Genomic DNA, 13,845 nt, shown 5'->3' on the forward strand with positions numbered 1-13,845 from the left:
CGGGAGGGCACGGGTCGCGTTACTCGTCCCAGCTAGAGCAGCCGGGGCCCGCAACACCAGGCGCCACGACAAAGGGAGTGGTCACGACCTGCGCCTCGACGTGGGCACCGCGTCGTCAGGGTACCTTCCGGCACACCGAATACAGGTGTCCACGTCGAAACGGGGTGGTAAGCACGCAATGCTACGGATGGATCCCCTCTCCGTGCTCGGCGAGCCCGCCCAAAGCCTGTACCCACCCCTCGACAAGGCCCTTGACCTGATCGAGTTCGAGCACCGCGCCCGCGAAGTCGAAGCGGGCCAGCAGCCCGTCCGCGCTGGTATCGACGGTGATATCGAGGTAGAGGTCATCGGCGACCGGTTCGGGCAGCACCCGGGCCGGGCGCAGATCGCGGTAGCGGAAACCGATGCGGCCCCCCGGAAGTCCGTCCAGCACCGCGGCCGCCGCCGGGTTCAGCTGCCGCAGCAGGCCGAATCCCACGCCGTGGGACGGCACCGCCCGGACACTGTCCCGCAACTGCGCGATGGCGTATCCGGCCGCCGGTCCGCCGTGCCGCACCTGATCGAAATCCACCCCGGTCAGCGCGGGCACGAACGGGTAGGTGGTGCTGAACGCGCCGACCACCGGATCCCCGGGCGTGCGCGCGTCGGCGATCAATCGCACCACCGAACCGAGAGTGCCGCGCGCCGCGGCGCCCGCCTCATCCCACAGCGCGACCGCGAACGCCGTCAGCAGAACCTCCTCGAGCGTGGCCCCGTACTGCCGGGCCACCCCGTCCACCGCGGCCGCGCCCGCACCGGTGATCTGCACCGATACCCGCCCGCGGGACCCGTCGGCCAGCCGATCGGGTGCGAGCCCGGCCGGTATCGCCGCCAATGCCGCACGCCACCAGGACAATTCGGCGACCGTCGCCGGTTCGACGGCCCGCTCCGCGCCGATCCGCGCGAACTCGGCGGGATCGGTGCCCGGCGCGCTGCCGCCGCCGGAGTGCCCGCCCGACCACGAATCGGTCAGATCGTCGATGATGACGCGCCACGAGGCGTCATCGACGACCAGACCGTTCGCCACCACGATCAACACCGCTACCGGTTGCTCGCCGGTGTCCGGATCCACCGGGGCGTCCGGTGCGGGGCCCTCGAGCAGTACGAACCGAATGTTCCGGCCCTGTTCGGGATCCAGCTCGGCCGCGGCCGCGTGCACCACGGCCCCGATCGGATCACCGACGGCCTGCACGGCGGGGTCGACGCGCCAGACCGCCGCGTCGGAGGGGTTGGAGCGCAGCGGAATATCCAGCAGCGGGGCGTCCCCGTCGAAGCGCAGCCGCGCCCACAATGCGGGATGCCGTTCGCGCAGGTTCGCCACCGAGCGCCGCACCCGGGAGCCCGAGACGCCCGCCGCGATATCGAGGGCGATGGCCCGCACATGCAGTCCGGACGGCTCTTCCGCGAGCAGGCTCACCGCACCGGCCGGCAGCGGTGACACCGTGCTGGTCGCGGTGCGCCGCTCGGCGATGGCGCTGGCCAGCGGCGCCTGCACCGGTTCGGGCGCGAAGACCGGCAGTACCGTGGTCGCGGTCGGATCGGGCTGGAAGCCCGGTAGTGAGGTGACGATCGGAAGCACCTGGGTGATGGCCCAATCCGAGTCCTCGTCCTCGATCGGCAACGGCGCGGGCGCGGCGGGCGCGGGCGCGGGTCCGCGATCGGCGGCATCGATCAGCGCCGCCAGTTCCGGACCGATGATCGCGAGCGCGTCGGCCCCCACCATCAGCTGATGGGTGACCGGAATCGGCCGATCGGTGATCGCACCGCCGGTGAACGGACGCCAGTGCCCGGGTCCGTAAACGGTCTCCCCCGGTCCCCGGAATTCCGCCCGGAACAGCTCGATGTCACCATCGAAATAGGCGGGCCGATAAGCGGATCCGAGCTCGATGGTGCGCACCGCACCGCTGTAGATGCGGCGAATCCGCTCCAGTGTCAGCACCGCGAGGTCCGCCGGAATCGCGGCCTGCAGGGCCAGCAGCGCGTCATCGCCGAGCTCCTGCAGATCCCCTTCCGGGAAGTCCGTGACGCCGAGCGCGACGAATTCGTCCCGCAGCGCGTCCCGGAAGTCCGACATATCCGCATCCGGGTACGCGTCCAGAATGGCGAGCACATCGGTGCGCTCCCCCTGCGCCCACAGTTCGGTGGCGATGGCCTGCGCCAGCGTGCCGCCGAGCGAATACCCGAGCACCCGGTACGGGCCGTGCGGCTGGATCTGCCGCATCTCCCGGACATACCGGCGCGCCACCTCGGTCAGCGATTCCGGCCAGTAGCCGACCTCGGTGAGCGCCGGGGACTGCAATCCCAGAATCGGCTGATCCTCGGGCAGATACTGCGCCAATCCCGCATAGACCCAGGACATTCCGGCCATGGGCGGGGCACAGAACAGCGGGGTCCGGGTACCGCTCGCGCGAATCGGCAGCACCACGCCCAGTGCGGTATCGGCCGCGTCGGCATCGGTACCGTCGAATTCCGCGGCGATCCGCGCGCCCAGTCCCGCCACGGTCGGATCGGTGAAGAACCACGCGACCATCACCTGAGCGCCGGTCACCTTGCGCAACCGACTCACCACCTGGCTGGCCAGCAGCGAGGTGCCGCCGAGCGAGAAGAAGTCGTCATCGCGCCCGGCTCGTTCCACGCCGAGCACCTCGGCGAACACGTCCGCGACGGACTGCTCCAGCGCGGTGCCGGGTGCGCGGTATTCCCGCTGTGCCAGTTCGGGTTCCGGGAGCGCCTTGCGATCGAGCTTGCCGACCGGGGTGAGCGGAAGCTCGTCCAGCACCACGATGGCGGCGGGCACCATATGCGCGGGCAGGCTGGCCGCGGCGAATTCGGTCAGCTCCCGCGGCTTCGGCGAACTGCCGGGCACAGCGAGCACATAGGACACCAGAACCGTTGCCCCCGCGGCGTTCTCACGGCCCACGGTGAGGACGAACTCCACCTCCGGATGCCGCCCGAGCACCGCGTCGATCTCACCGAGTTCGATGCGGAAACCGCGGATCTTGACCTGGAAATCCGAGCGCCCGACATAGTCGAGCTCCCAATTACCCTGTGCCCCGGCCTGATCCGCCGGATCGGCGTACCAGCGCACCACATCGCCGGTGCGATACATCCGGGCGCCCGGCTTGCCCCACGGATTGGCGACGAATCGTTCCGAGGTCAGCCCGGCGCGATTGCGGTAACCGCGCGCCAGCGCGCCACCGGCCAGGTACAGCTCGCCCGCGACGCCCGGCGGTACCGGATTCAGGCGCGAATCCAGCACCAGCGCCGACATGCCGTGCACCGGTGTGCCGATGGTGATGTGCCGACCCGGCGTCAAACGCGCGTACGTCGAGATGATGGTGGTTTCGGTGGGACCGTACGCATTGTGGAAAACGCGCCCCGGCTCCCATTTGGCCAGTAGTTCGGGCGTGGTCACATCGCCGCCGATGGACAGCATGCGCAGCCGATCCTGATCGGCCGGATCGAGCGTGCCCAGCACCGCGGGGGTCAGCAGCGCGTGATCCACCCGCTCGGCGCGAATCAGTTCACCGAGTTCGGGACCGCCCATGATCTCCGACGGCGCGATGACCAGCGTCGCGCCGGTGTAGAACGCGCAAATCCATTCCAGCACAGAAGGATCGAAACTCGGTGAGCAGTTGTGCAGCATCCGGTCGTCGGGATGCATGCCGTACCGGTTCACCGCGTACTCGGTGAGCCCGCCCAGTCCGGCGTGGGTCACGGTGACGCCCTTGGGCATACCCGTGGATCCCGAGGTGTAGATGACATACGCCGGATGCCGCATGCGCAGCGGTGTCAGCCGATCCACATCGGTCACCGGCTCCGCGGACTGCGCCAGGCAGCGCGCGTCCACCGCCGCGTCGTCGAGGCAGAGCCACTCGACCCCGTCCGGCAGCGCGTCTCGATACGCGAACCCGGTAATGCCGAGCACCGCACCGGAATCGGTCACCATATGACGCACCCGATCCGCCGGATAGGCGGGATCGACCGGTACGTGCGCGCCACCGGCCTTGGCGATGGCGAGCACCGCCGCCACCGTCTCGAACGAGCGCGGGAAGGCAACCGCGACCAGCTTTTCCGGTCCCACACCGCGTTCGATCAGCACCCGCGCGAGTTGCGAGGTGTACTCGTCGAGTTCGCCGTAGCTGATGGAATGGCCGCGATAGCGGATCGCGGTGCGATCGCGCCCGAGCGCTACGCCGGCGGTGAGCAGGTCCGGCAGCAGCGCGGTCGCCATCACCTCGTCGTCGTGGACCCGGGTGAGTAGGTCGTGCTCCGCGCCGGACAGCAGCGGCAGATCCCCGACCGCGATATCGCCGCCGTGCGTGACCGCCTCCAGCAGGCGCACGAACCGCGCCGCGAAACCCTCCACCGTGGCGCGGTCGAAAAGATCACGCGCATAGGTGAATACGGCGTCCATCCCGGATTCGTCCGGGCTCTCCCGCACGGTCAGCGACAGGTCGAACTGCGAGGTCTCGACACCGGAATCCAGTGCGCTGATCCGCAATCCGGGCAGTTCGAAGGTGTTGTCCTCCAGGTTCTCGAACGCCAGCATGACCTGGAACAGCGGGTTGCGCGCGGTGGAGCGTTCTGGATTGAGCAGTTCCACCAGTCGTTCGAAAGGTACGTCCGCGTGTGCGAACGCCGCCAGATCGGTCTCCTTGGTCTGCGCCAGCAGCTCGGCGAAGCTCAGCCGCGCCGGTACCCGGGTCCGCAGGACCAGGGTGTTGACGAACATGCCGATCACATCGTCCAGTTCGGCCGCGCCGCGACCGGCCACCGGTGTGCCGATGGCAATGTCATCGGTGCCGGACATGCGGGCCAGGAAGACCGCCAGGGCGGTGTGCACCACCATGAACGGCGTCGCGTGTCGTGCCCGCGCCAGGGTCCGCAGCCGCTGCTGCAGATCGGCGTCGATGCGGAAGACCACCTGTCCGCCCGCGAACGACTGGCGCGGCGGTCGGGGTCGATCCGCTGGCAGAGTCAGCTCATCGGGCAGTCCGGCCAGCGCGTCGCGCCAGTAGTCGCCCTGCGCCGAGATCAGGCTCTCCGGATCGGCTTCGGTGCCGAGCACCGCCCGCTGCCACAGCGTGTAATCGATGTACTGCACCGGCAACGGCTGCCACAGCGGCTCTCTGCCCTGCGTCCGCGCGAGATACGCGGTCATGACATCACGGGCCAGCGGACCCATGGACCAGCCGTCCGCACTGATGTGATGGGCCACGAACAGCACCACGTGCTCGGGTTCGCGGGATACCGAATCGATCCGGAACAGCTTGGCCCGCAACGGAACTTCCGAGGTGACATCGAATCCGGTGGTCAGCTCGGCGGTCACCCGCGCCAGCAGCGCGGCGGCGTCGACCAGTTCGGGTTCCAGCTCGGGCGCGGCCTGCTCGACCGACAGCACCACCTGGTGCGCGATGCCGTCCACCTCCGGATACACCGTGCGCAGGGTTTCGTGCCGCCCCACCACATCGCGCACAGCCGCGGCCAGCGCACCGGTGTCGAGATCTCCGTGCAGCCGCAATGCGACGGGCACGTTGTACGCCGAGTTCGCGGTGTCCAGCTGGTTCACGAACCACATGCGCTGCTGCGCCAGCGATAGCGGAATCGCTTCCGGCCGCTGCTGCGGCACCAGCGCGATGCGCCCGCCCGTACCTTCCAGGGTCGCCAGGAACGCGGCCAGCGTCCGCACCGTGCTGGTCTCGAACACCGTGCGCACCGGCACCCGGGTGTCCAGGGCCGCCCCGAGCCGGGCCACCAGCTGGGTGGCGATGAGCGAATTACCGCCCAGCTCGAAGAAGTCGTCGTCGCGCCCGGCCTGTTCCACACCGAGCAATTCGGCGAACACCTCGGCCACCGTCTCTTCGAGAGGTGTTGCGGGCGCGCGATATTCGCGCTGTCCGAGTTCGGGTTCCGGCAGCGCCGCGCGATCCAGCTTGCCGACCGGCGTCAGCGGGATCTCATCGAGCAGCACGATCGCGGAGGGCACCATATGCGCGGGCAGATACCGGCTCGCGTACTCGCGCAGACCGGCCTCGTCGACCGACCGGCCGAGCACGTACGACACCAATATCGTTGCCCCGGCGGCGTTCTGCCGCCCGAGCGTGACCGCGAAATCGATATCCTCGTGTCCGCCGAGCACCGCGTCGATCTCACCGAGCTCGATGCGGTAACCGCGGATCTTCACCTGGAAATCGGTGCGCCCCAGGTATTCCAGCTCCCAGCCGTCGCCGACCGGCACCCAGCGCACCAGATCGCCGCTGCGGTACATCCGGGTGCCGGGCCCGCCCCACGGGCAGGCCACGAAGCGCTCACCGGTGAGCCCGGCCCGCCCGCGATAGCCGCGTGCCAGCGCGGCACCGGCGAGGTAGAGCTCACCCGCGACACCCGGCGGCACCGGGTTCAGCCGCTCGTCCAGCACCAGCGCCGAGATGCCGGGAATCGGTGCGCCGATGGTGATCCGGCTGTCCGCGCCGAGTTCCACATAGGACGATCCGATGGTGACCTCGGTGGGCCCGTAGCTGTTCAGGTAGCGCCGGCGGCCGGTCGACCACTTCGCGATCAGCTCCGCGCTGGTCGATTCACCGCCGGTGCCGACCAGCACCAGATCGTCCAGTCCGATCGGATCGATCGTGCCGAGCAGACCCGGGGTGACCATGATGTGGGTGACCCGCTCGGTGCGCAGCAGTTCGCCCAGCTCCGCACCCCCGAGCACGCCCGGCGGCACGATCACCAGGGTGGCGCCGGTGTGGAAGGGGTACAGCCACTCCTCCACCGATTGATCGAAGCTCGGCGAGCAGGCGTGCAGGAAGCGGTGTTCGGATGTGACACCGCAGATTTCGATGCCGTGCGCGACGAATGCGCCGAGCCCCGCGTGCGTGACGCTCACGCCCTTGGGCAATCCGGTCGACCCCGAGGTGTAGATCAGGTACGCCACATGTCCGGGCCGCAGCGCCGCGACCCGATCCGCGTCGGTGACGGCGGCGGCCGAATGCGCCGCGTACTCCGCCACCACCGCCGAATCGTCCAGTGCCAGCCAATCCAGTTCGCCGGGCAGGTCGTTCGCGAGCTCATCGAGGGTGAAACCCACGGCCGCACCGGAGTCGGAGACCATATGCCGAATGCGGTCGATCGGATACGTCGGATCGATCGGCACGTAGGCCGCACCCGATTTGGCCACCGCCCAGACCGCGGCGATCATGTCGTACGACCGGCCGATGGCCAGCGCGACCACCGCTTCCGGTCCCACTCCGCGCCCGATCAACAGTCGCGCCAGCCGGGACGAGTACTCGTCCAGCTCGCCGTAGCTGTACGACCGCCCCGCGTCGCGCACCGCGATCCGGTCCCGCCCCAGCGCGACCCCCGCGGTCAACAGGTCCGGCAGCAGCGCGGTGCTACCGGCCGCCGCTTCGGAACTCGCTGTGAGCCTTGCGTATTCGTCGGCGTCGAGCATCGGCAGCTCGCTCACCGGCGAATCCGGGGTCCGGATGATCGCCGCCAGCAAGCCGGTGAACCGGCGCGCGAAGGTGCGCACGGTCTCGGCGTCGAAAAGATCGGTCGCGTAGTTGAACGACGCGGAAATGCCCTGCGGCACACCGTCCGCGACCGATTCGACCAGGGTCAGATCCAGGTCGAACTTGGTCACCGGCATATCCAGTTCGACGGCCGCCACCGTCATGCCCGGTAGCGCGAGTTCGGCCCGCTCCAGATTCTGCAGCGTGAGCGATACCTGGAAGAGCGGATGGCGGGCCTGCGAGCGCGGCGGATCCAGCAGTTCCACGATCCGCTCGAACGGCACGTCCGCATGCTCGAAGGCGGCGAGATCGGTCTGCCGCACCGCCGCGAGCAGATCGGCGAATCCGGCGGCCGGATCGACGTCGGCGCGCAGTACCAGCGTATTGACGAACATCCCGATCAGATCGTCCAGCTCCGCCGCACCGCGCCCCGCGATCGGCGCACCGATGGCGATATCGCGCGTACCCGTCAGCCGGGCGAGCAGCACCGCCAGCGCCGCGTGCAGGACCATGAACAGGGTCGCGTTGCGCTCCTGCGTGATTCGATGCAGACCGGCGTGCACGGCGGCGTCGATCTCGAACGTCACCAGTCCGCCACCGCTGGACGCGACGGCGGGCCGGGGTCGATCGGTGGGCAGCTCCAGCTGATCCGGCAGCCCCGCGAGGCTGTTCCGCCAGAACTCCAACTGACGAGCCAGCAAAGACCCCGAATCGGTTTCATCGCCCAGGATTTCGCGCTGCCACAGCGCGTAGTCGGCGTACTGCACCGCCAGCGGAGCCCACTCCGGTTCACGACCGGCGATCCGGCTCAGATACGCGGTCATCACATCACGGGTCAGCGGTCCGGCCGAGAAACCGTCACCGGCGATATGGTGCACCACGCACACCAGCACGTGATCATCGGTTCCCAAGCGCAGCAGCCGAACTCGCAGCGGCGGGGCGATCGTCACGTCGAAACCCGCCATCGCGGCCTCGGCGACGGCGGCCACCACGGTCTCCGCGCGCACATCCACCATCGGCATCGACGGAACGGCCTCGGGATCATCGACCCCCAGCACCACCTGATGCCCGATACCGTCGTGTTCGGGGTACACCGTCCGCAGCACCTCGTGCCGCGCCACCAGATCCCGTACCGCGGCCCGCAACGCCGTCACGTCCAACGGTCCGGTGATCCGCAGTGCCGATGGCAGGTTGTAGGTCCCGGCCGCGGTGTCGAATCGGTTCAGGAACCACATCCGCTGCTGCGCGTAGGACAGCGGCACCAGCTCCGGGCGCTCCATCGCGCGCAGCGGCGCGTACGACGAGTCATCCTGTCCGGCAATGGCTTCGGCCAGTCCGGCGACGGTCGGTGCGTCGAAGAGCGCGCGTAGCGGCACCCGCGCGCCGACGGCCGCGCCGAGTCGCGCCACCACCTGGGTGGCGCTGAGCGAATTGCCGCCCAGCTCGAAGAAGTCATCGTCCGCGCCGACGGTCGCCACGCCGAGCACCGTCGAGAACACCTCCGCCACAGCCTGTTCGGTGCGCGACACGGGCGCACGGTAGGCCCGGGCCTGGAATTCCGGCTCCGGCAGCGCCTTTCGATCCAGCTTGCCGCTGGCATTGAGCGGCATGGCCGCCAACCGCACCACGGTCGCGGGCACCATGTACGACGGCAGTGCCGCCCGCGCGTGCGCCAGCAGCTCCGAATCGGCGACCGCCGCGCCCGCTTCCACCACGATGTACGCGACCAAACGGTCGCCGGAGGCGGCGCGCACCAGTGTCACCGCGGCCCGATGCACTCCCGGGTGGCCCAGCAGCACCGTCTCGATCTCGCCGAGCTCGATGCGCTGACCGCGCAGTTTCACCTGGAAGTCACTGCGCCCCAGGTACTCCAGCGCATGACCGTCGGCCGCCGGATCCGAGATCCAGCGCACCACGTCACCCGTGCGATAGAGCCGTTCGCCGCCCTCGTGCGCGACGAACCGCTCCGCGGTGAGTCCCGGCGCACCGGCGTAGCCGCGCGCCAGCTGCACCCCGGCCACGTACAGCTCACCGGCCGCGCCGAACGGCACCGGCCGCAACTGCCGATCCAACACGTGCACCCGGGTGTTGGCCACCGGGGATCCGATCGGAATCGCCACGCCCGCACCGTCTTCGGCCGCGTGCGCGGTAACGACGGTCGCCTCCGCGGGGCCGTACCAGTTCACCAGTTCGGTCCCCGGCAGCACCGCGGCGAAGGTCCGCGCGGTCTGCGCCGACAGGGCCTCACCGGCCGCGAACACCCAGCGCAGCGAGGGTTGCGCACCCGCGACGCCGTCGAGATAGGCCGCCAGCATGGACGGCACGAAATGCACCGAGGTGACGTGGTTCTCGGTGATCATCCGCGCGATGTACGCGGGATCGCGATGCCCGTCCGGCTCCGCGATGACCACCGCCGCACCGGTCTGCAACGGCCAGAAGAGTTCCCACGTCGAGATGTCGAACGTAATCGGCGTCTTGTGCAACACCACATCCCCGGCACCGTGCGGATACGTCCGCTGCGCCCAGCGGAACTGATTCGCCATCTGCCGGTGCGTGATCACCACGCCCTTGGGGCGACCGGTCGAGCCCGAGGTGTAGATGACGTAGGCCGCGTTATCCGGCCGCACCGCAGCGCTTCCGGCATAGCCGATGCCAGCCGTGTCCGCGAGCGTGTCCATCAGCACCAGCGGCACCCCGGAAGCGGTGTCGAACCCGTCCTCGGTCCGCGTCAGCACACATACCGGCGCGGCGCTACCCAGCACATACTCATTGCGCTCAGCCGGATGATCCGGATCCACGGGCACATACGCACCACCCGCACGCAACACCGCGTAGATACCCACCACCAGATCGATACCCCGCCGCATGGCCACCGCCACCCGCGACTCGGGTCCGACCCCGCGCAGTTCCAGCTCCCGGGCCAATCGCCGGGACCGGGTATCCAACTCTGTATACGTCAGCGTGGTTTGCTCGAATATCAGCGCGAGGGCGTCCGGTGTGCGCGCGGCCTGCGCGTCGAACAGCGTCAGCAGCGTCGAATCATCGCGCAGCTCAGCGACTTCGGTGGCATTGACCGCGTCGAGGGCGGCCCGCTCGCGGTCGATCAGCGCGTCGACGTCCGAGACTCGAGCTCGCGGCTCGCTGCCGAAGCGTTCCAGCAGCAGCGCGAATCGCTGCGCCAGGACGCGAATCTCGGACTCGTCGAACAGATCCCGCAGATATTTGATGTTCATCCGCAGCGTGCTGCCCGGCGTCACCATGACCGTGATCGGATAGTGCGTACCGTTGGCGGCCCCGGTGCCGAGCAGGCCCACCTCGTCGATGGGCCGGGCCGCGGCGTCCAGCGCCTCGGCGTCGACCGGGAACGAGGCGAAGACGATCAGGGAATCGAAAATCCCGTCGATGCCGGTGATTTCCTGAATCTCACCGAGCGCCAGGTAGTGGTGATCGAGCAGCGCCGCCTGTTCCTGCTGCAATTGCCGCAGTACTTCGATGAGCGTGCTCGCGGCCCCGAGTCGCACCCGCACCGGAATGGCGTTGAGGAACAGACCCACCATGGTCTCGATCCCCGCCAGCTGCGGCGGGCGACCCGATACGGTGGCGCCGAAGACGACATCGTCCCGGTCGGTGCTGCGCGCGATCAGCAGACCCCAGGCCGCCTGCACGATGGTGTTCACGGTTACACCCGCGTCGGCAGCCACCCGGGTCAGCGCGGCGGTGTCCTCGGTATCCAGTTCGAACCCGAGTTCGCCTATGCCGGAAGAGATCTCACGCGATCGGTCCACCGGTGCGAGCGGTGTCGGCTCATCGAAACCGGCCAGCGCAGTCCGCCAGGCCGCGCGCGCGGCCTGCTGATCCTGGGTCGCCAACCAGGCCAGGTAGTCCCGATAGGACCGCGGCCGCGGGAGTTCGCCGGTATCGCCGCCGTGCGCGTAGAGGGTGAACATGTCCTGCATGAGCAGCGGCATCGACCAGCCGTCGAGCAGGATGTGATGGCTGGTGACCCAGACCCGATAGCGCTCGGGCGCGGTGCGCACCAGCGTGAAGCGCAGCAGCGGCCCGGCCGCCATATCGAAGTGTCCGGCAATATCCGCGGCCATCAGCCAGTCGGTCTTCGCGGCGGGCTCATAGGGTTCGCTGTCACCGAGATCGAGGTAGCGCCAGGGCACTTCGACGTCGTCCAGTACGACCTGAATCGGATCGCCGTGCTCGTCCTGCGCGAAGACCACACGCAGGTTCACATGCCGGTCCAGCACGGCCTGCGCGATGGTGTGCAGCCGATCGATATCGATGGCGCCGCCGAGATCGACGCTGAACTGCGTCATGTACGCGTCTACCGACGATTCGGCCAACTGCGCGTGGAAGAGCATGCCCGACTGCAACGGGGTGAGCGGCCAGACATCCGACATGGTCGGATAGCGCTGCCGCAGGCGGTCCAGCGCGTCCGGGTCGAGCCGCACCAGGGGTCCGGTGGCAAGCTCCGGTTCCTCATTCGATTCCACTGTGACGGTGGCGATCTCGGCCAGACCCGCGACGGTGCGGGCGGCGAACATGTCCTTGGCCTTGAATGCCACCCCGCGGGCGCGCGCACGGGAGACGATCTGGATGGAGGTGATGCTGTCCAGGCCGAGGGCGAAGAAATCGTCGTCCAGGCCGATGCGCTCACCGGGCAGCACCTGTGCCACCACTTCGGCGATGATCTGCTGCACAGCGGTTTCCGGCGCCCGGTACGCGGTATCGCGCAGCTGCGGCTCGGGTAGCGCGCGGCGATCCAGTTTACCGGCGGGGGTCAGCGGGATCTCGTCGAGCACCATGACGGCCGCGGGCACCATATGCCCGGGTAGTCGGCGCTCGGCGAGTGCGGTCAGCTCCGCCGCGTCGAGTTCGCCGACGGCATGCACGTATGAGACCAGAACCATTGCGCCACTGGCCAGTTCGTGCCCGACGGTGATCGCGAGATCGACCGCGGGGTGCTCGCCGAGCACCGCGTCGATCTCGCCGAGTTCGATGCGGAAGCCGCGGATCTTCACCTGGAAGTCATTGCGGCCCAGGTATTCCAGATCACCGTCGGTGTTCTTGCGCACCAGGTCACCGGTGCGATACAGCCGACTACCGGAGTTCTCGAACGGGTTCGCCACGAAGCGGGCGGACGAAAGCGCCGCCAGACCGTGATAGCCGCGCGCCAGTGCTGTACCCGCCAGGTACAGCTCACCCGGATCACCCGCGGACACCGGCACAAGCTGTTCGTCGAGCACGTATTCCCGCACCCCGGGGATGGGCGCGCCGATGGTGACCGCACCGTCCGGCAGCAGACGGGTCATATGGGTCATGACGGTGGCCTCGGTGGGGCCGTAGGCATTCCAGAAGGCCCGATCGCCGGTGGTGAAGCGCTGCACCAGATCCGGCGGGCAGGCGTCACCGCCGACGATGACCACCCGGAGGTCGACCAGAGGGTCGGGATCGACCGAGGCGAGCGCGGCCGGGGTGACGAACGCGTGCGTCACCCGTTCCCGGCGCAACACCTCGGCCAGATCGCCGCCGCCGAATACGCGCGGCGACACCACGACCATGGTGGCCGCGCCGCCGAGGGCCAGCAGCAGTTCCAGCACCGATGCGTCGAAGGACGGCGAGGCGAAATGCACCGTGCGCGCGTCCGGGGTGACGCCGTAGCGCTCACGCTGCGCCTCGCTGAAGCGGGCCAGACCGGCGTGCGTCACCACCACGCCCTTGGGCAGACCGGTGGAACCGGAGGTGTAGATGGCGTAGGCGGGGTGCTCGATCCGCAACGGCCGCACCCGGTCCGCGTTGAGGACGATCTCGGCCGAGCGCGCCGCGAGCTGGGTCGCGAATTCGGCGGTGTCGATGGCCAGCCAGTCGATATCGCCGGGCAGGCCCGCATGGGCGGCGGCGACGGTCAGTCCGAGGACCGCGCCGGAATCGCGCACCATATGCGTCACCCGGTCGAGGGGATAGTTGGGATCGACGGGAACGAATCCGGCACCGGCCTTGGCGATGGCCCACACCGCGAGCACCGATTCGAGCGAACGCTCGATCCCGACGGCGACCAGATCCTCCGGCCCGACACCGCGATCGATCAACAGGCGTGCCAACCGGTTCGACCGCTCATCGAGTTCGGCGTAGCCGAGGGCTCCGAGCGTTCCGGTGGCGTCCGCGAGCAGCAGTGCTGTGCCATCCGGATTCATTTCCACCGCGGCCATCATGAGCTGCGGCAGTGTGGGTATGCGCGACCGCCGATGTCGGTTGGGCCGTGTGCGAAGCGTATGGGTCATGC

1 protein-coding gene is annotated in these 13,845 nt (G+C 68.9%); it reads right to left on the reverse strand.

From position 1 onward, the window contains the following. Positions 1 to 181: 181 nt before the first annotated feature. Positions 182 to 13,843: an amino acid adenylation domain-containing protein gene (locus ACFVUS_RS17345; protein ID WP_387766773.1), complete on the reverse strand. Its 13,662-nt coding sequence runs from the start codon at positions 13,841 to 13,843 to the stop codon at positions 182 to 184. Positions 13,844 to 13,845: the final 2 nt, after the last annotated feature.

The organism is Nocardia sp. NPDC058058 (assembly GCF_042885355.1).
Classification (GTDB): Bacteria; Actinomycetota; Actinomycetes; order Mycobacteriales; family Mycobacteriaceae; genus Nocardia.

Excerpts from the sequence above, each read along its gene's own strand:
- ACFVUS_RS17345 (WP_387766773.1), bottom strand. The coding sequence starts at position 13,843 with ATGACCCATACGCTTCGCACACGGCCCAACCGACATCGGCGGTCGCGC.